The following is a 21,094-nucleotide window of genomic DNA, read 5'->3' as shown; positions in this document are numbered from 1 at the left end:
CGCTCAGCCTCCCTGCGCGATATCCTGTTCCTCGAGCCTCGGCACGACGGCGGCCAGCGTTCCCAACTGCGAAGCGGCCCGGTACTGCAGGCGCAGTTGCTGGATCTCCACGTCGATACGCTGTCTGGCCGCCTCGAACCGCTCGCTCTCGATACTGAGCAGATCGGCGATATCCCTGAGACCGACGCTGAACTGGTCTTCGTAGGTCGTCAGGACCTCGCCGGCCCGATTGATCTGTTCCTCGAGCCCTTCCAGACGCCACTGGGTCACCTGGTACTGCTCCTTCAAGCCGGCGATGGTGCGCTGAAGGTCACGCCGTGCGGCCCGCCGCGAGAATTGCGAGGACTCCACCCGCTGGGCGGCAGCGTCGGTCCTGCGCCAGTTGGACAGCCCCTGAATGGGCTCCATGCGCACACGCAGGGCGATCACCTGATCCTCTTCCATCACCCCGCCGACCTCACGCCTGAGCAGCGAGCCCTCGAGGTTGAGCTGCGGCATCAAGGCCGCCTCGGACTCCTCCAGCTCAGCCTTCGCCACAGACACGTCGGCCTCGCTCTGTTCGAGCACCGGGGCGTCCTCGATCGCAAGGTCCACCTGCGCCGGTGCGGCCAGGCTTGCCAGATAGTCCTCGGGGTCGGGCATCTGGGTGGCCAGGATGTCCCGTTGCAGCAACACCCGCAGTTCCTGCTGGGCCTCACGTAGGCCACCCCGCTCCATCGCCAGTTGCTCACGGGCACGGGCGATGTCCAGACGGCTGCGCTCGCTTTCGCTGCGATCGCTGTAGCCACCAAGATCACGCTGGTCGGTCATCGCCGCCAGCGTCTCGAGCCGGTCCAGGTAGCCCTCCACCTCGACGACACGGCGTTGAGCCGCCACCACGTCGAGGTAAAGCTCGATGATATCCAGTGCCACTTCGTCGCTGGTTACCTTGAGCGAGGCCAGCCGATGCCGGTACTCAGCCGATGCGGACGCCACCTGTGATGCGATGCGACCCCAGTCATACAGCACCTGGGTCGCCGTGACGTCGTAGCCGAGCTCTCCCATCAGCGAGTTCTCGGGACCCGCCGACACCTCCACCGAGGGCCAGTAGCTATCGCGCGCGATATCCACCTCGGTGGCGGCCACCCGGACGTCGGATTCCGCCGCCCGTACCTCGGGATTGACGGCCAGCCCCTGGACCACCGCTTCCGACAGGCTCAGCGCCTGGGCCTGAAGGGCGCAGACCATCAGCGCCCCGCCAGCAAGCCACGAACGGCGCCTTGGCCTGCGTGGTCGACCTGACCTTGCTTGCACTGCGCCAGGCGCTACCCCCACCCTCAATTGACCTCCACGTTGACGGTGTCTTCCACCAGCAGCGTGGTGCTGCCCAGGCTGTACTCGACATAGGTGGTGTCGCCGCTGGTCTGCTCGTTGCCCGTGGCCACGGCGCCGCTAGCACTGAGCGTATCGCCGTCATCACCCTCCACCTTCAGGATGTTGTCATCATCGGTCAGGGCGATGGCCTCGTCCTCGTCGAGGGACAGGCGGGTTGCGCCGTCGTCGTCTCCCAGGTCGATACGCTCAATATTGCCGACCGTGCCGACGTCAGCATCGGTCAGATCGAGATCGATGCCGCCATCGAGCAGCAGCACATCCTCGCCGGTACCGCCGTCGATGGCATCGAAGCCCGTCCCGGAAAGACGAATCTCATCGTTGCCGGCGCCACCATTGAAGGTATCGCTGCCCTGACCATCGATCAGCAGGTCGTCGCCACCGCCACCGTCGAGGACGTCGTCGCCTGATCCGCCTCTCAGCAGATCATTGCCGCCCCCGGCGTCGATGGTGTCGTTGCCGGCGTAGCCGTAAAAGCGTTCGTTGCTGAGACCACCATCCAGGTCGTTATTGCCTCCATCGCCTTCTTCGATGTAGGTGCTGCCACCGAAGAGCTGGTCCAGGACTTCGGTCTGCGCCAGGTTGACGACCAGCTCGCTGTCCTCGAGTCCTTCGGTGTCCGTGGCGCTGATGCGAAGCGCGTTCAACACACTGAGCTGCAGGTCAGTGCCAAGACCGAGCAGACCGCCGTCGCCATCGGTAAACTTCACGCTGCCAAGCAACTCATTGACCGCCAGATTGTCGATGGGACCGCCATCCAGCGCGGTGATGGTCAGCGAGGCCCGCGGCGCCACGAGCCCAAGGACGCCGCTGGAACTCTCGGTCGAGATGCTCAGACCGAGCTCCTGAGCCATGGCCTGAGATGCCGTCAGTTCGACCGAGTCGGTCAGATTGATATCGAGCAAGGGACGGAAGTCGATCGTGACCGACGCAAGATTGTTCTCGGCATCGGCAGCCACCAACGCCTGGCTGTTGAGATCGAGGATGCCCAGCGCCGAGACATCCAGCAGCCCCAGCAGGCCGCTGTCGGCCTGCACGATCGGCGCGGTATTGTCTGGATCCGGGGCGCTGGGAACCGTCGGTTCGTCCAGTGTTCCGGTCTCATCGACCGCCACACTGGTGGACGTGCTGTCGCCATCCCCGTCGGTCAGGGTCGCGTCGATCTCGGTGGACGACTTGAAGCCGCCGACCGCCGTCTCTCCCGCCTGAACGGTGGTGTCCACGGAGAGATGGCCACCCTCGAGAAGTTGCTGAATGATCTGCCAGTCGGACGCCGCATCTGCCCCCTGGCCGACCAGATCGACACCTTCGAGCAGGATGACCTGGTCCGTTTCGCCAGCGTCGTAGCCACCCAGGTAGCCACCGCTGGAACTGATCTCGAGGCGGGTATCGCCATCCGTGGTGCGCACGAAGTGCAGGAAGCTGGTCAGGTTGCCGGGGTCGGTACCGATCCTGACCTCGTTTTGCAGAAGACCCTGAAGGTCCAGAATATCGCCATCGCCGAGGGAGAAGTCGGTGATGGTGTCGACGACAGGGCTACCGGCGACCCCTGCATTTCCGGCTTCAAAGCGGAATACATCGCGGCCGGTCCCACCCGTCAGGGTATCGGCACCGGTGCCGCCGATCAGCAGGTCATCGCCGTCTCCACCGGACAAACTGTCGTCGCCGGCCCCACCCCGCAGGATGTCATTGCCGGCGCCGGCGTTCAGGGTATCGTTGCCGCCGTAGCCATAGAGGCGATCGCTGTTGGCGGTGCCGGTGAGGGTATTGCCCGCACCGGGATCGGCCGGTCCATCTTCTACAAGGTAGCCGGGCGCGTCGCCGCCATTGAGCAGACTGACATCTAAGAGATTCGTCAAAGACACCGGTCCAGTGGTGTTTCCAGCTGCATCCTCAACCTGGACTCCGACCGTTGGTGTCACAGAGAGATCTATTAGAGACTTATCAAAATAGATCGAACCGAGGAACTCGTTCCACTGCTGAGTACTAAGACTAAACTCACCATCAATGGCTTCTATGGTGATGACAGCCTCTCCATCAAAAAGTCCCAGCGGATCTTGCCCTGTCTTATTGTCATTATTCACCTTCAACCCAAACGCACGGGCCATTTCCTCCGAATATTGGAACCCGGAAACCCCTAGATTTAAGGAAGAATTAAAGGATATCGTGACTTTGTTTATGTCATTATCAGCATCCAGGACACCGTAACTCTGGTCTCCACCAAAGCTTAATAAGGTAAGCGCCTCGACCCCGACAAGCCCGAGTAGACTCCCGTCATCTCCCAGCCAAGCCTGTGGAGCCTCATTGGCAGAAAAGTCGCGACCATCAGCAGCACCTTGCGTAAAGCGGTAGGTCCCGTCGGCAAGATTGACGTCAAACGTCTCACCTTTCACGGTGGTGACCGTCAACTGGCTGGACGTATCGTCGTATTGGTAGCCGGCGATCAGGTCGGACTGTCCCTGCTGCTCCACGCTACCGCTGTCCTGGTTGTAGTAGAAGGTCACCCCATCGATCACGATGGAACTGACCACACCACCATCGGCACCAAAGTCATCGACCAGCGTGCCCTCCACCGGCTGCGTCATCCCGCTGGTATCGATAAGCACAGGCGCCGCGGCGTCGGGCACGGCGTCGGTGAGCTGGATCTCCAGGCTGCCCTCGGCGCTGTTGCCGGCGGCGTCCACGGTCGAGACCTGGAAGCCGAGCTCCTGAATGTCCGCACCAAGGGCCGGGTGATCCAGCGCCGCCAACTGGGTAAAGGTGTAAGCACCCGTTGCCCCGTTGATGACCAGCGTCGCGACGTCACTGCCTGCCGCCGTCGCCGTCATGGTGTAGCTCTGTTGCTGGGCATCGTAACTGCCCGCCCAGGTGACATCGCTGCCACCGGCGGTAAGCCCCTCCGGTGGGGTGACCTCAATCTGCGCCAGGTCTCCCCAGTCATTACCGGCCAGGTTGCCCGAAACCGTGGCATCCACCGCTTCGTTCAGCGCCTCGCTGCTGTCGGCGATCAAGGCACCAGTGGTGTCCAGGGTCGTGGTATCTGTCACGGTCCCGCTATTACCGGCGGCATCCTCAAGCGTCATGGTGACCGTCAATTCGCCATCGGCAAGCGCGCTGAGGTCGAGACCCGTGACGCTCACCGTGCCATCGCCAGCCACGGTAATAGCGCTGGGGTCGACGGTGATATCGGCGGTATCACTATCTCCGTCACTGATCACGATGCTGGACAGGGTGCTGTCGGCATCGATCTGCCCGCTAAGGGAAATATCCGTCGCTTCCGCATCGCCGATCAGCTCATCATCGAAGGCAATCGCGTTGTTCGGACCGCCAGGCGCGGTCGTATCCACGTTGAAGTCGAGAGCAGCAGACGGCTCGGAGCTATTGCCGGCGGCGTCGGCAATCACCGCATCGACGCTGTAGCTGCCGTCTTCCAGGGCATCGCTCGGAATCACCACCGTCGCACTGCCCGTCGCAACGTCATCCGCGGTGACCGTGTAGACAACCTCGGAGGTCACATCATCGGCATCGGTGACACTAAGCGTAACGGTGTCACCGGTCTGGGTACCGATGGTCAGACTGACAGCAACCTGCACGCCATCGGCCAGCTCGTCGGCATTGATGCCATCCGCAGCCTCGGCGATCGCCAGGCTCGGGGCGTCTGTTCCACCAGAACCACCGGGGCTGGTGGTGTCGACGTTCAGCTCGAAGGCGTCGCTCGGCTCCGAGGTATTGCCAGCGGCATCGGTGGCAGTCACCGTCAGGCTGTAATCACCTTCGGCCAGCGGGTCCGTCGGGGTGAACGTCCAGTTGCCGCTGCCGTCGGCTTCGGCGGTACCCAGTACGGTGTCACCGTCGTAGATGGTCACCGTGCTGTCCGCCTCGGCGGTGCCGGTCAGCGTCGGGGTAGCGTCATCGGTGCTGTCACCGCTGGAAAGCGGCCCGGATACATTACCCACGTTGTCCGAGGCCGTGGTGATGGCCGGCACCACCGGGGCGCTGGTGTCGACGCTCAGGTCGAAGGCCGTGCTCGGATCGGAAGTATTACCGGCAGCATCGGTGGCGGTAGCGGTGAAGCTGTGGCTACCTTCGCCGAGGTCTGTGGCCGGGGTATAGCTCCAATCGCCGCTGTCATCCGCAACGGCGGTACCCAGCACCGTGTCACCATCGAGGATGGTCACCGTGCTGCCCGCCACTGCGGTACCGGACAGCGTCGGGGTGGCATCGTCGGTGCTGTCGCCGCTGGCAAGCGGATCGGTCACATCGCCCACGTTGTCAGATGCCGTCGTGATGCTCGGTACCGCAGGCGCGGCCGTGTCCACGCGGAATTCGACAGCGGGGGAAGAGGCCGCTGAGCTATTGCCGGCGGCATCAGAAATGACCGCCTCGACGCTGTAGTCGCCGTCTGCCAGGGCATCGCTCGGAATCACCACCGTGGCGCTGCCATTGGTGACATCGTCCGCCGTGACCGTATAGGGAACCTCGGAGGTCACGTCATCGGCATCGGTGACGCTCAGCGTGATGGTGTCACCGGCCTGGGTGCCGGCGGTCAGACCGACGCTTGCCTGAACACCATCAGACAGCTCTGCGGCGTTGATGGTGTCGTCTGCGGCCTCTGCGATTGCCAGGGTCGGGGCGTCTGTACCGTCGTCACCACCAGGGCTGGTCGCATCCACAGTGAAGCCGACGCTGTTGGACGGTGCAGAATTGTTGCCCGCGGCATCAGAAATCACCGCCTCGACGCTGTAGTTGCCGTCTGCCAGGGCATCGCTCGGGATCTCCACCGTGGCGCTGCCATTGGTGACATCGTCCGCCGTGACCGTATAGGAAACCTCAGAGGTCACGTCGTCGGCATCGGTGACGCTCAGCGTGATGGTGTCACCGGCCTGGGTGCCGTCCGTCAGATCGACGATCGCTTGAACGCCATCGGCCAGCTCATCGGCGTCGATGGTGTCGTCTGCGGCCTCTGCGATTGCCAGGGTGGGGGCGTCGGTGCCGGCGTCGCCGCCGGGGCTGGTGGTGTCGACGCTCAGTTCAAAGGCGTCGCTCGGATCGGAAGTATTACCGGCAGCATCGGTGGCGGTAGCGGTGAAGCTGTGGCTACCTTCGCCGAGGTCTGAGGCCGGGGTATAGCTCCAATGACCGCTGTCATCCGCAACGGCGGTGCCCAGCACCGTGTCACCATCGAGGATGGTCACCGTGCTGCCCGCCACTGCGGTACCGGACAGCGTCGGGGTGGTGTCGTCGGTGCTGTCGCCGCTGGCAAGCGGATCGGTCACATCGCCCACGTTGTCAGATGCCGTCGTGATGCTCGGTACCGCAGGCGCGGCAGTGTCCACGCGGAATTCGACAGCGGGGGAAGAGGCCGCTGAGCTATTGCCCGCGGCATCAGCAATCACCGCCGTAACGCTGTAGTTGCCGTCTGCCAGGGCATCGCTCGGAATCACCACCGTGGCGCTGCCATTGGTAACATCGTCCGCCGTGACCGTATAGGGAACCTCGGAGGTCACATCATCGGCATCGGTGACGCTCAGCGTGATGGTGTCACCGGCCTGGGTGCCGGCGGTCAGGCCGACGCTTGCCTGAACGCCATCGGCCAGTTCACTGGCATTGATGCCATCCGCGGCCTCGGCAATCGCCAGGGTCGGGGCGTCCGTGCCGGCGTCGCCGCCAGGGCTGGTCGCATCGACATTGAAGCCGACGCTGTTGGACGGTGCAGAATTGTTGCCCGCGATATCAGATATCACCGCCTCGACGCTGTAGTCGCCGTCTGCCAGGGCATCGCTCGGGATCTCCACCGTGGCGCTACCGTCTGTGACATCGTCCGCCGTGACCGTGTAGGTAACCTCGGAGGTCACGTCATCGGCATCGGTGACGCTCAGCGTAATGGTGTCACCGGCCTGGGTGCCGGCGGTCAGGCCGACACTGGCCTCAACGCCATCGGCCAGTTCACTGGAATTGATGGCGCCATCCGCGGCCTCGGCAATCGCCAGCGTCGGGGCGTCGGTGCCGTCGACACCACCAGGGCTGGTGGTGTCGACGCTCAGCTCGAAGGCGTCGCTCGGATCGGAAGTATTACCGGCGGCATCGGTGGCGGTGACCGTCAGGCTATGGCTGCCTTCGGCCAGCGGCCCCGTCGGGGTGAACGTCCAGTTGCCGCTGCCGTCGGCTTCGGTGGTACCCAGTACGGTGTCGCCGTCGAGGATGGTCACCGTGCTGTCCGCTTCGGCGGTACCGGTCAGCGTCGGGGTGGTGTCGTCGGTGCTGTCACCGCTGGCAAGCGGATCGGTCACATCGCCCACGTTGTCAGATGCCGTCGTGATGCTCGGCACCTCAGGCGCGGCCGTGTCCACGCGGAATTCGACAGCGGGGGAAGAGGCCGCTGAGCTATTGCCAGCGGCATCAGCAATCACCGCCGTCACGCTGTAGTTGCCGTCTGCCAGGGCATCGCTCGGAATCACCACCGTGGCATTGCCATTGGTGACATCGTCCGCCGTGACCGTATAGGCAACCTCGGAGGTCACATCATCGGCATCGGTGACGCTCAGCGTAATGGTGTCACCGGCCTGGGTACCGGTGGTCAGGTCGACACTGGCCTGAACACCATCGGCCAGCTCATCGGCGTCGATGCTGTCGTCCTCGGCTTCTGCGATTGCCAGGGTCGGGGCGTCGGTGCCGGCGTCGCCACCGGGGCTGGTGGTGTCGACGACCAGTTCAAAGGCGTCGCTCGGCTCCGAGGTTTGGCCAGCGTCATCGGTGGCGGTAGCGGTGAGGCTGTGGCTACCCTCGCCGAGCTCCGAGGCCGGGGTGTAGCTCCAATGGCCGCTGTCATCCGCAACGGCGGTACCCAGTTCGCTGTCACCATCGAGGATGGTCACCGTGCTGTGCGCCTCGGCGGTACCGGATAGCGTCGGGGTGGCGTCATCGGTGCTGTCGCCGCTGGCAAGCAACCCGGTGACGTCACCTTCATCGTCCGCGACCTCTGCAATGGTCGGTGCGACCGGCGGCTGGGTGTCGTCAAGGGAGGTGTCGACCGTGGTGGTTGCCTGCGGGCTGGTATTGCCCGCCGGATCCGTCGCGGTCACCGTGACCACGGTATCGTCTGCCAGCGGAGCATCCGGCGCCACCGACCAGTCACCGGTCGTCTCGTCAGCAGTGGTCGTCAGGTCAGAGGTGCCATCACCATCGACGTCGAGCTCAATCGTGCTCCCGGGCTCGGCGGTCCCGCTGATCACGGAGCCGTCGGTAGGATTGATGACAGGCGCGTCTGGCGCGCTGATATCCACGTTCAACTCGAAGGCGTCGCTCGGCTCCGAGGTGTTGCCGGCGGGATCGGTCGCGGTGACCGTCAGGCTGTGACTGCCTTCGCCCAGCGGGTCCGTCGGTGTAAAGCTCCAGTTGCCGCTATCGTCGGCTTCGACACTGCCCAGCACGGTGTCACCATCCAGGATGGTGACCGTGCTACCCGCCTCGGCGGTGCCGGACAGCGTCGGGGTGGTGTCGTCGGTGCTGTCACCGCTGGTCAGTGCGCCGGTGAGGGCACCCGCATCGTCCTGAACCTGACCAATGCTCGGCACCTCAGGGGCGGCGGCGTCCACGCCGAAGTCGACACTGGGGGACGCCGCAGAGCTGTTGCCGGCGGCATCAGAAATCACCGCCGCGACGCTGTAGCTGCCATCTGCCAGAGCACCGCTCGGAATCACCACCGTGGCGCTGCCATTGGTGACGTCGTCCGCGGTGACCGTATAGGAAACCTCGGAGGTCACGTCATCGGCATCTGTGACGCTCAGCGTGATGGTGTCACCGGCCTGGGTACCGTCCGTCAGGCCGACGCTGGCCTCAACGCCATCGGACAGCTCATCGGCGTTGACGGTGTCGTCCGCGGCCTCGGCAATCGCCAGGGTCGGGGCGTCTGTGCCGGCGTCACCACCAGGGCTGGTGGTGTCGACGCCCAGCTCAAAGGCATCACTCGGCGCCGAGGTATTGCCGGCGGGGTCGGTGGCGGTGACCGTCAGACTATGACTGCCTTCGGCCAGCGGTTGCTCGGGGGTAAAGCTCCAGTTGCCACTGCCGTCGGCTTCGACACTGCCCAGCACGGTGTCGCCATCCAGGACAGTGACCGTGCTGCCCGCCTCTGCGCTACCGGACAGCGTCGGGGTGGTGTCGTCGGTGCTCTCACCGCTGGCAAGCGGCCCGGTGACGTCACCGGCATCGTCCTCTACCGCACCGATGTCCGGCACTCCCGGCGCTTCGGTATCTACGCTCAGTTCAAAGGCATCGCTCGGACCGGAAGTATTGCCGGCGGCATCGGTGGCGGTGACCGTCAGGCTATGGCTGCCTTCGGCCAGCGGGTCCGTCGGCGTATAGCTCCAGTTGCCGCTGCCGTCGGCTTCGACACTGCCCAGTACGGTGTCACCGTCGAGGATGGTCACGGTGCTGCCCGCCTCTGCGCTACCGGACAGCGTCGGGGTGGTGTCGTCGGTGCTGTCTCCGCTGGTCAGAGGCGCGGCAACGTCACCCGCATCGTCCTGCACCTCACCGATGGTCGGCACTACCGGCGCGGCGGTATCCACGCTCAGTTCGAAGGCAGCGCTCGGTTCGGACGTGTTGTTGGAGGCATCGGTCGCGGTGACCGTCAGGCTATGGCTGCCTTCGGCCAGCGGTTGTTCAGGCGTGAAACTCCAGTGACCGCTCTCGTCTGCGGTCACCGTATCCAGAAGATCGTCGCCATCCTTGATGGTGACCGTGCTGCCCGCCTCTGCACTACCGGAAAGCGTCGGGGTGGCGTCGTCGGTGCTGTCGCCGCTGGCCAACTGCCCGGTGATGTCGCCTTCATCGTCCACCACCGCGGAGATGGTCGGTGCGGCCGGCGCCTGGGTGTCCACCAGGGCGGTATCCACCTCTACCGTGACTTCCGGACTGACGTTACCCGCCTCGTCGATCGCCAACGCTACCACCATGGTGTCGTCGGCCAGCGGAGTAGGCGGCGCCACCGACCAGTCACCGGTCGTCGGGTCCGCCTCGACTTGCATCATCGTGGTGCCATCGCCGCCAACGTCGACCTCAACCATGCAGCCCGGCTCGGCTTTCCCGCTGATCACGGTGCCATCGGTCGGATTGATGAGCGGCGCGGTTGGCGCGCTGGTATCCACGTTCAACTCGAAGGCGCCGCTCGACTCCGAGGTGTTGCCGGCAGCGTCGGTCGAGGTGACGGTAAGGCTATGGCTACCGTCGGCGAGAAGCTCCGAGGGGGTAAAGCTCCAGCTTCCGCTGTCATCGACGGTGATGGCGTCGAGCACCGTGTCGCCATCCTTGATGGTCACCGTGCTACCCGCCTCGGCGACACCGGAAAGCGTCGGGGTGGCGTCGTCTGTGCTGTCACCACTGGAAAGTGGCCCGGTGTCATCGCCTTCGTCATCCACGACCTGTGCGATGATCGGAGTCGCCGGGGCAGCAGCGTCCACCGTCAACGACGCTTCCGGGCTCGCGTTTCCCGCCGAGTCGGTCGCCGTCACCGTGACGACAGAAGCGTCAGCCAGTGGCGAAGAGGGTTCCACTGACCACTCGCCGGTTGTCTCATCCGCGGTGACCGTCAGATCCGCCGTACCATCACCATCAAGGTCGACTTCGATCGTGCTTCCGGGTTCGGCACTGCCGCTGATGACGGTGCCATCACTCGGGTTCAGGGTCGGCACGTCGGGCGCGGCGGTATCGACCGTCAGCTCAACGGCATCGCTCGCATCCGAGGTGTTGCCGGCGGCATCGGTGGCGGTGACCGTCAGGCTATGGCTGCCTTCGGCCAGCGGCTCGCTGGGGGTAAAGCTCCAGTTGCCGCTGTCGTCCGCGATGACGGTCCCCAGCACCGCGTCGCCGTCACGAATGGTAATGGTGCTGCCCGCCTCTGCGCTGCCGGACAGCGTCGGGGTGGTATCGTCGGTGCTGTCGCCGCTGGAAAGTGGCCCGGTGACATCGCCCTGATCATCGCGGATGGCGCCGATCTGTGGGGCCGACGGAGCGGTGTCATCGGTGCTGTCGTCGCTATCTTGATCGTCGCCGCCGTCGCTGTCGTCACCGCTATCGTCGTCACTATCGCTGCCGTCACCGGCAGGGGCGTCACCGTCGTCGTCGCTGCCGCCACCGGCGGCCGCAGCAGCCAGACCCGCAGCGGCGGCGCCACCAAGAATCGCAGCGCCGGTCCAGCCGCTGCCACCCTCTTCAGCCGCGGCCACCATCTCGAAGCCTGCCATGTCGGGCTGGGGAACGTACTGCGCGGCAACGACGCCGTTGTCAGCGGCCGGCGCCAGGTCAGCCCAGACGACGCCACCTTCATCATTAACCAGGTAAAGCTCGCTCGGTCCTGCGCCAGCGTCGGTATAGAACCCGACGATCTTCAGGGTCTGGCCGTTGGCCATCTCGACGATCAGGTCGTCACCGTCTCTGACAAGGGAGGCAATATCCTCTGGACTAATGTCCAGCAATACCTTGCTTGATGTTTCGAGAACGAGATCACCCTCGACCTCCCACGCGACAGCCTTGGAAAGTTCCTCTTCCAGACGGCTAACCTTGACAGTCATTCCCATGCGACACCCCTTGTCGGTTCTTCTGGCTTCCTGCGCTTCTCGCTCCAACGCTACAGCAAGCCCAACGTCTTCTTAGAGAGGACTTGTGCTTAACCATGTAAGACAAAGGCATTTAGATAGGCAAGGGGGAAAACATCGATATTAATGGCGAGAAATATCGTTAAAAAAACGATTAAAGAAAAAACGACAGACAAAACAGATCATTGTGGAAATAAGAATGTTCGCGCGCCAACAAAAATAAAAATTATCTTGTTGATATGAAAGGAAATTTAAAGTTTTTATTTTGCTCTCATTATGTATCTAAATTGATTAAAAATGTCACAAAAAGAAAGTCGGCACGGTGTCCGCCTGGTTATAAACAATCAAAACTGTGAAACATACGGCTTTATGGACTTCCCTCGCTCTTCGACAAAAGATGTATTGATTACAACTTCACTATTCACCGTCTTACTTGTGCTTCACCAAAAAACACCCTCTGCACAAAGGCTTTAATGGTGAGGAGTCTCGGTTGTCAGGGAGATCGCTCTGTCTGAAAAGCCACGACGACGACGCCTGCCGGCCGGATCTAACGGCATCAGAGGCGTCAGTAAAACACGCTGAAGATCGGATTGGACTCAAGGGACACCGGCGCTCAGTGGCGCCAGTGCCTTCAGAGTGACGACTCCCTCAAGACGAGATCAGCGGCAGCCACAACCATAGCGCCAGCAGCGCGGCCAGCAGTACCGGCGGGGTCAACTTGAGCCCGACCTTCATGTACTGGCTCCAGCTGATGTGGGTGCCCTTTTCCGCCAGCACGTGCAACCACAGCAGGGTGGCCAGGCTACCGATGGGGGTGAACTTGGGCCCCAGGTCGTTGCCGATGACGTTGGCATAGATCATCAGCTCCCGGGTCAGGTCGCCGACCTGGGCCTGGTCGATGGCGAGTGCCCCCACCAGGGTGGAGGGCATGTTGTTCATGATCGAGGCCAGCAGCGCCGAGGCCACACCGGTACCCAGCGTCGCCACCAGGGTGCCCTGCTGGCCGAGCCAGGTCAGCAGAGCGCTGGCATCCTCGGTCAGCCAGGCGTTGCCGAGCCCGTAGACCACCAGGTACATGCCTACCGAGAACAGCACGATCTGCCAGGGCGCGCCCTTGAACACCCGCGACAGCGAGATCACCGTGCTGCCCCCTGCCTGGTGCCAGCGACCGGCCAGGGCGACCAGCACCAGCGCCGCGCTGCCGGTCACCAGCGCCACCGGCACGCCCAGCGGCGCGGTGACGAAGAACGCCACCAGCAGCGTCGCCAGCACCGGGAAGGCGGCGCGGAACACCAGCGGGTCGCGGATGGCATGGCTCGGCGCCTCGAGGCGTTCGACGTCGTACTGCTCCGGTATATCGCTGCGGAACATCCAGGTCAGCACCAGCAGGGTCGCTGCCAGCGAGACCAGGTCCACCGGCACCATCACCATGGCGTAGTGGTTGAACGAGATATCGAAGAAGTTCGCGCTGACGATATTGACCAGGTTGGAGATGATCAGCGGCAGGCTGGTGGAGTCGGCGACGAAGCCGGTGGCGATGATGAAGGCCAGCGACGACTGAGGCGAGAACTTCAGGCGCAGCAGAATCGCCATGACGATGGGGGTCAGCAGCAGCGCGGCACCGTCATTGGCGAAAAAGGCCGCGATCACCGCCCCCAGCAGCACGATCAGCGGAAACAGGCGGCGTCCGTTGCCACCGCCCCAGCGCGCCACGTGCAGCGCCGCCCAGGAGAAGAATCCGGCCTCGTCGAGGATCAAGGAGATCAGGATCAGGGCGACGAAGGTGAAGGTCGCATCCCACACGATGTCCCACACCACCAGCACATCGGGCAATTGCACCACCCCGACGGCCAGGGCCACCGCGGCGCCCCCGAGGGCGCTGGTACCGATACCGAGGCCCTTTGGCTGCCAGATCACCAGCACCAGGGTCACGACGAAGATGGCGAATGCCAGCATGGAAAACTCCCTGTCAGAGACTGTCCTGATTGACCCGCGAAGACACCTGCTCGGCGCTTTCGACCCGCTCGGAATAACGCTGGGTCAGGTAGCCGTCACGGCCACGGTTGAGCCAGGTGAACTTCATCAGCTCCTCGCACACGTCGACCACGCGCAGGTACAGCGGCGACAAGCGCATCCGCCCCGCCTCGTTGAACTCGTTGAAGGCCTTGGGTACCGACGATTGATTGGGGATGGTCAGCATGCGCATCCAGCGCCCCAGCTGGCGCATCTGGTTCACCGTGTTGAAGCTCTGGCTGCCGCCACACACCTGCATCAGCGCCAGGGTCTTGCCCTGGGTCGGGCGAACCCCGCCGAGTGACAGCGGAATCCAGTCGATCTGGGCCTTCATCACCGCCGTCATCGCACCGTGGCGCTCGGGGCTGACCCACAGCATGCCCTCGGCCCAGCTCGCCAGATCGCGCAGCTCGGCGACCTTGGGGTGGTCGGCCTCGGCGCCATCGGGCAGCGGCAGCCCCTGGGGGGAGAAGGTACGCACCTCGGCACCGAAGGCCGCGAGCAAACGCCCGGCCTCCTCGGCCAAGAGCCGCGAGTAGGAGCGCTCGCGCAGCGAGCCGTACAGCACCAGGATGCGAGGCGCATGGCGTGGCGCGCTGGGCGGGGCCAGCTCGTCCACGGCGATGGGCCGCCACAGCTCCGGGTCGATGTTGGGCAGGTCCTTGAGCAGGGTATCGGGGGTCATGTGCGGTTTGCCTCCAGCGTGACGGTTTCGCCGTCTTCTTTGGTGAAGCTGTCGCCCTCGATGGCCGACAGCGGCGCCTCGACCAGCGCCAGTACCCGTTCGGAGGGACGGCACAGCGCCGCGCCCCTGGCGGTCACCACGATGGGTCGGTTGATCAGAATCGGGTGGGCCATCATGGCGTCGATCAAGGCCTCGTCGTCGAGGCGGTCATCACCGAGGCCCAGCTCGTCGTAGGGCGTGCCCTTCTGGCGCAGCAGTTCCCTGGGCGTGATGCCCATGGCCTCGATCAGCTCGACCAGGCGCTCACGGCTGGGCGGTGTCTTCAGGTATTCGATGACCTCGGGCGATTCGCCGGAGGCCTCGAGCATGGCCAGCACGTTGCGCGAGGTGCCGCAGCAGGCCGGGTTGTGGTAGATCAGCGTCATGGGGGCTCCGGGAGGCGATCTTGGCTATCGAGGCTGTCGTGGCTCAGCAGGTCCTGGTGTCGTCACCGGTGCCGGGGCCCAGCAGGTCGGCCAGGGGGTTGCACACCTCCGGCCGGCTGGCGCAGCAGTCGCGCACCAGAAAGTCGAGGGTGGCCACCATGTGCGCCAGGTCCGCCCGATAGACGATGGAGCGGCTTTCCCGGCGCTGGCTGACCAGCCCCGCCCGGCTGAGCACACCAAGGTGGGCCGACAGGGTGTTGTGGGGCACCTCCAGGCGGCGGGCCAGCTCGCCGGCAGGCAGGCCTTCGGGCTCATGGCGCACCAGCAGGCGAAAGGCAGCGAGCCGGGTGGGCTGAGACAGCGCAGCGAAGGTGTCGAGGGTCGGTTGCAGATCGTCTTTGTCCATATGTCCGGAATTATGGACATATTGATGTGCGGGTCAAGTACTTCTTGATCCAGGGCATCTCGCTTGCCGTCACCCTGGCCAAGAACGACAAAGCGGCGACGTCCAGCAAGACGCGCCGCTTTTTGGTTGAGGGGGCTGTCACACGACGACGATAGAGTCGTGCTACCTGCGCGCTATACCAGCGCTACATCGACCCTACATATAGTTGAACAGCGACAGGTCGCGAATGCCGATAAAGGCCTGCTGGGCGGCCTGCATGCCCACCTGACGCATGCTGTACTCGGAGATCGCCTGGTTGTAGTCCAGATCGACCAGGTCCGACATGGTCTGGGCGTAGTTGAGTTCGCGGTTGCCGCTGACCGAGTCGATCACGTCCAGCTCGTTGAGCCGCGCGCCGACCGAGGCCCGCTTGGTCAACACGTTGTCGAGGCTGGCGTCCAGTTCGCGCATGGCGCCGTTCAGGGTGTTATGCAGCGTCGCCTGCTTGGCGGGGGTGTCGGCGGGGGCTTCCAGCACCGCCAGCACCTTCTCGAAGGTGGTGAAGACGTTGGTGTTCATGGTGTCGGCGGGGCCGAAGGTCACGCTGTCATCGGTCGCAGGCGCGCCTTCAAGCTCCAGGCGCAGGCCCCCGACCTCGACGCTGGTGCCTTCGGGGTCGTAGGGCTGATCTTCCAGGGCTGCACCGGCGCTGACCCAATTGCCGCTATTGTTCTCGACCTCGACCTTGACGCTGTAGGTCGGAGCGTCGTCGGTGCCGCCGAACTCCACCAGGTAGCGCTTGCCGTAGCCGGTGTCGCTGTTGTCGACCACATCGGGGCCGGCAAAGGTCACGCTGCCGCTGTTGTCCCCCTGCTCGGCCACGTAGCCCGCACCGCTGGGCACGCTGGTGAAGATGTCGGCGCCGGTATCCCCCACCGCCATCAGTCGCGAGGCGTCCACCTGCTGCTCGCGCACCTTGTCGCTGCCGACGTACTCGATACCGCTGCCGCTGTCGAAGAAAGGCTCGGCGCCATCGGCGTAGCCACCAAACAAGTAGCGACCGTTGCCGTCGGTGGCGTTGGCCTGACCGATCAGCGTCTCGTAGACGCCGCGCAGCTCACTGGCGATGGACTGACGGTCGGCGTCGCTCAGGGTGTCGTTGGAGGCCTGGATCACCAGCGCCGTGGCGCTGGCCAGGGCGTCGCTTGCGCTGTTGAGCACGCTTTCTTCCTGGGACAGGGCGTTGCGCGCGCTGACCCGGGCATCGGTGTACTGCTGGGTCACCGCCTGGGCCTGGCTGACCGCCACCGCCCGGGACGCCGCCTGGGGGTCGTCGGAGGGATTGACCACCCGCTTGCCGCTGGCGAGCTGCTGGCTCAGGTGAAGAAACTCGGACTGCTGACGGTTGAGCGAGCTGACGCTCTGGTCGTACATGGTGACGGTGCTGATACGCATGCTCTGCTCTCCTTAGCCGCGCAGTCCGAGGATGGTGTCGACCACCGAGGTGGCGGTGTCGATGACCTTGGCGTTGGCCTGGTAGTACTGCTGATAGCGGATCAGGTTGGCCGCCTCTTCATCCAGGTTGACCCCGGACTCGGACAGCTTCACCGCGCTCAACTGCTCGGTCAGCCCCTGCTGGGCTGCCAGGTTGACCTGCACCACGTTGGTACGGTTACCCACGTCGCTGACCATCGAGGCGTAGGCCTGGCTCAGGGTGGCACTGCCGCCCACGCTCATCTCGTCCTGCAGCTTCAGCAGGTCCAGGGCGTTCTCGTTGTCGCCGCTGGCGCCGGTTTCCCCGGCGGCGGCGATCTTGTCGGGATCGCTGATGGCGGTTTCGAAGCCGCCCGCGGCGCGGCGTACCGGCTGCACCTCGAAGCGATCGCCGTCGGCCAGGGCGCTGGGGTCATCGATGGCGAGCGTCACGCCGCCGAAGGTCAGGGTGTTCTCGGTGGCGTCGAAGCTCGCGTCCACCGCCTCGCCGGTGTCCTTGCGGGTGACCTCGAAGGTCGGCGGCGATGCCGAAGCGTCGCTGACCTTGACCTCGTAGTCGGCCGCCTCGAGGTTTTCGATCTTGTCGATGTTGAAGCTCGCGGTGACCGTGGCGCCGCCGCTGTTGGCGTCGTTGGCAAAGACCCGCGGTTTGCCGATGTCGAACATGTCGCCACCGCTCTTGCCATCCAGATCGTAGCCCTCGGCGTGCTGGGTATTGAAGGCGACCGCCATGGACACCGCCAGCTGGCCGATCTGGTTCTGGGTGCGATCCAGGGTCTCGGAACGGAACTGGATCAGCCCACCGAGCGAGCCGCCCTGCAGGCTGTCCTCGTCGAGTCGCTGCAGGCCGCCGCCGGGGTCCTGGTAGCCCACCACCACCCGCTGGGGATCATTGGCCGAGGCCACCGCCTTCAACTGGTAGGACTCGGTGCCGGCCACCAGCGGCTGTCCGCCGGGCAGGCTGACCCGATAGGAGGAACCGTCCTGCACCGTCAGTTCCACCCCGATGCGCTCGCTCATCTCGGTGACCAGCTGGTCACGCTGGTTGAGCAGCGCGTTGGGGGCCTCGCCGGTCTTGGCCTTGGCCAGGGAAATCTCGCGGTTGAGCGAGGCCAGCTCTTCGCTCTGGTTGTTGATCTGGGTGATCTCGTCGCGGATCTGGCTGTTGATGCCGTCCTGCATGTCCTGCAGGTAGCTGTCGAAGGCGCGGAACTGGGCGCTCAGGGTGTCCGCCGCGCCCAGCACGCCCTGGCGGGCGGCAGGGTCCGAGGGAGCCGAGGCCAGGTCTTCCAGCGACGAGAAGAAGTTCTGCATCAGCGGCGCCAGGCCCGCGTCCTGATCGGCCAGCAGGCTGTCGATCTGGTTGACCTGGGTCTGGTAAGCGTCCAGCGCCGAGCTTGAGCTCACCGCACCATTGAGCTGGTCGGCCACGTACTGGTTGAACTGACGCTCGATGTCGTTGACCTGGACGCCCTGGGTCCCGCCGCTGCCCTCGCCCAGCACCGTGATCTCGCGGTTGTAGCCCGGTGTATAGACGTTGCTGATGTTGTTGCTGGTGGTGGTCAGGGCGTTCTGGGCGGCATTCAGGCCGCTCAAGCCGATGGAGAACATGCTCATGGTGGAATTCCTTTCGCCGATAGCCTGTTTATCGGCCGAATGGCCGCTGGCTTGAGAGCCTCGGTGCCGCAAAAACCATTAATTTTCCGAGCGATTGGTCGATGTCCCGAGCAGCGCGTCTGTTGCTAAAACACTCGGGTAGGGTTGCTATCGATCTGCGCCCTGGCCAGCCAGTCGCTGCCACGCTTGTCCGCGGTGGAAGCGGCATCGACCTGCTCGGCGGTGCCTGCTGGCGATGCGCTGACACTAGCGGGTCGAGCCTCGCCGGCCACCACGCGGGTGGCGCCTGCGCCGTCATCGATCGGGCCGAAGGTGTGCATCACCGCGATCAGCTTGGCGGCGTAGGCCGGGTCGGTGGCGTAGCCGCCGCGCTGCAGCGCGTGGGCGGCGGCCTCGGCGTCCGGCGCGGTGGTGACCTCGGCGTAGCGGGCGTTGTTGCTGATCAGCCTGGCGTAGTCGGTGAAGGCTTCCTCGAAGGAGCCGTAGACCCGGAAGTCATCGCGAATACGCTGGCGCTGGCCGTCTTCCACCTCGTGGGTGGTAATACGGGTGGTGGGGCCGTCCCAGCTACTGCCGGCCTTGATGCCGAACAGGTTGTGGCTGTTGTTGCCGTCGGCGGTGGCGATCTCGTGGCGGCCCCAGCCGGTCTCCAGCGCCGCCTGGGCTAGGATCAATTCCGCCGGCACGCCGGAGGCGCGGCTGGCGGCCTGGGCCGGGGCGGCCAGCTTGTCGAGGAAGGCCTGGACGTGGGCCGGGGTATCGCGGGCCTCGCGCCCGCTGATGCGCTCCTCGGCCTGGGCGGTGGTCATGCCCTGGCTGACGGCGCCCAGCTCGTCGAGGAAGTTGGTCGGCGCCTCGACCTCGCTGTCTGCCGGGGCGTCCGCTCTCAGGGCGTTGGACAGCGGACGCGGCGTACCACGGGGAATCCCCGCGATCAGTGCCTCGACATCCTTGGCCTGGCTGGCCTCTGGGCCACGTAGCTGGGCCATGAGCTGGTCGGCCAGGCCGATGCCTCGGCTGGCCATGGTCTGGGACCACTGCTGGTCGAGCAGCGTCTGGTAGAACTGGGTCTGCTTCGAGTCGGTCAGGCCAGAAGACGGCACGGCGTCGCGCATGCTCTTCATCATCATGTTGATGAACATCGCCTCGAACTGGCGCGCCGCCTCCGCCGCCGCCGCCGGATCCTGCTGGCGGGCGCTGGTCTTGAGTCGCGCCAGCCCCTGCATGTCCAAGGCGAAGCCGGCCTGGCCGACGCTGCCGGTGGCCCGGCTGGCGCCAGACAGGGCAGAACCCGAGAGTCCGGTCATGGGCCCCGAAGCCAGCCCTGTTGTGGGCCCCGAAGCCAGCCCTGTCATGGGCCCAGATGAAAGATCAGAGATAGCCATCAGATGATCTCCAGCTCGGCTCTGAGCGATCCCGCGGCCTTGAGCGCCTCGAGGATCGACATCAGGTCGTTGGGGGTCGCGCCGAGGGCGTTGAGGGCGTCCACCACGTCGAGCAGATTGGCGCCTTCGACCACCTGCAGGGTGCCCTGACCCTCGTCGATGGTGATATCGGAGTCCGGTACCACCGTGGTCTCGCCGCCACGGCTGAAGGGCGCCGGCTGGCTGACGCCGAAGGCGGTGTCGATGACGATGGACAGGTTGCCGTGAGCCACGGCGGCGCGCTTGAGCGTCACGCTGCCGTTGAGCACGATGGAGCCGGTGCGAGAATTCAGCACCACCTTGGCCCGGGCCGGCATCGGGGTGACGTCGACGTTCTCGACACGGGCCATGAAGTTGACCCGGGAGTTGGCGTTGGTCGGCCCGTTCAGGGCGATGACGCCGCCGTTTCTGGCCGAGGCCACCGGGTAGTCGAAGGTGTCGTTGATCGCACGAACCACGCGCTCGGCGGTACCGAAGTCGGCCTGGTTGAGCTGCAGTTCCAGCACGCCGTCACGGCTGCCCAGCGCCAGCGGCACCGTCTGCTCGACCATGGCGCCGCCGGCGATACGCCCGGCGGCCTGGTGGCTGATCTGCACGCTGGAGCCGGCGGACTCGGCGCCGGCACCGTTGATCAACAGGTTGCCCTGGGCCAGGGCGTAGACGTCGCCGTCGGCGCCCTTCAATGGCGTCATCAACAGGGTGCCGCCACGCAGGCTGCGGGCATTACCGATGGAAGACACCACCACGTCGAGGCGCTGGCCGGGCTGGGCGAAGGGCGGCAGGTCCGCGGTGACCATCACCGCCGCCACGTTGCGCAACTGCATGTTGGTGCCCGGCGGCACGGTGATGCCGAGCTGGGACAGCATGTTGTTGAGGCTCTGGCCGGTGAACGGCGCCTGCATGGTCTGGTCACCGGAGCCATCCAGGCCCACCACCAGGCCGTAGCCCACCAGCTGGTTGTCGCGCACCCCGGCGAAGCTGGCCAGGTCGCGAACCTTCTCGGCGCGGGCCAGGTGGGAGAAGGCCGAGAGCGCGATCAGCAGCACCAGCATCAGGCTGCCGAGGGTCAGGGTGGGGCGGCGGGA

General features: G+C 64.9%; 10 protein-coding genes. All 10 read right to left on the bottom strand.

Annotation, left to right across the window (positions count from 1 at the left end; translation table 11 throughout):
• Positions 1-3 precede the first annotated feature (3 nt).
• Entirely contained in the window at positions 4-1,227 is a 1,224-nt protein-coding gene (locus C9F12_RS08565; protein WP_108448592.1) for a TolC family protein, read from the bottom strand.
• A gap of 89 nt (positions 1,228-1,316) precedes the next feature.
• Positions 1,317-11,948, bottom strand: coding sequence for an Ig-like domain-containing protein (locus tag C9F12_RS22915; protein WP_162816420.1), 10,632 nt, complete (start codon positions 11,946-11,948; stop codon positions 1,317-1,319).
• A 666-nt stretch (positions 11,949-12,614) separates the two neighbouring features.
• Positions 12,615-13,922 carry an arsenic transporter gene (locus tag C9F12_RS08555; protein WP_108448590.1) on the bottom strand — a complete coding sequence of 436 codons (1,308 nt, stop codon included), beginning with the start codon at positions 13,920-13,922 and terminating at the stop codon, positions 12,615-12,617.
• Positions 13,923-13,935: 13 nt separating this feature from the next.
• A complete protein-coding gene (arsH, locus tag C9F12_RS08550; protein WP_045994294.1) occupies positions 13,936-14,664 on the bottom strand; it encodes an arsenical resistance protein ArsH in 729 nt (242 codons plus the stop codon).
• Positions 14,661-15,089, bottom strand: a complete 429-nt coding sequence (gene arsC, locus C9F12_RS08545; protein WP_108448589.1) for an arsenate reductase (glutaredoxin) — start codon at positions 15,087-15,089, stop codon at positions 14,661-14,663. The genes arsH and arsC overlap by 4 nt, the downstream gene beginning before the upstream one ends.
• A 43-nt stretch (positions 15,090-15,132) precedes the next feature.
• A complete protein-coding gene (locus C9F12_RS08540; protein WP_108132057.1) occupies positions 15,133-15,495 on the bottom strand; it encodes a metalloregulator ArsR/SmtB family transcription factor in 363 nt (120 codons plus the stop codon).
• 195 nt (positions 15,496-15,690) lie between these two features.
• Positions 15,691-16,929, bottom strand: coding sequence for a flagellar hook-associated protein FlgL (flgL, locus tag C9F12_RS08535; protein ID WP_108448588.1), 1,239 nt, complete (start codon positions 16,927-16,929; stop codon positions 15,691-15,693).
• Between the two features lie 12 nt (positions 16,930-16,941).
• Positions 16,942-18,585 carry a flagellar hook-associated protein FlgK gene (gene flgK / locus C9F12_RS08530; RefSeq protein WP_108448587.1) on the bottom strand — a complete coding sequence of 548 codons (1,644 nt, stop codon included), beginning with the start codon at positions 18,583-18,585 and terminating at the stop codon, positions 16,942-16,944.
• A 125-nt stretch (positions 18,586-18,710) separates the two neighbouring features.
• Entirely contained in the window at positions 18,711-19,892 is a 1,182-nt protein-coding gene (gene flgJ, locus C9F12_RS08525) for a flagellar assembly peptidoglycan hydrolase FlgJ (protein ID WP_108448586.1), read from the bottom strand.
• A 77-nt stretch (positions 19,893-19,969) separates the two neighbouring features.
• Positions 19,970-21,061, bottom strand: a complete 1,092-nt coding sequence (locus C9F12_RS08520) for a flagellar basal body P-ring protein FlgI (RefSeq protein ID WP_274601887.1) — start codon at positions 21,059-21,061, stop codon at positions 19,970-19,972.
• Between the last annotated feature and the right edge of the window lie 33 nt (positions 21,062-21,094).

This window comes from Halomonas sp. BN3-1, from assembly GCF_003056325.1.
Classification (GTDB): domain Bacteria; phylum Pseudomonadota; class Gammaproteobacteria; order Pseudomonadales; family Halomonadaceae; genus Halomonas; species Halomonas litopenaei.
The sequence above is the reverse complement of the archived record's forward strand: the minus strand, read 5'-3'. Positions and strand labels throughout refer to the sequence as shown.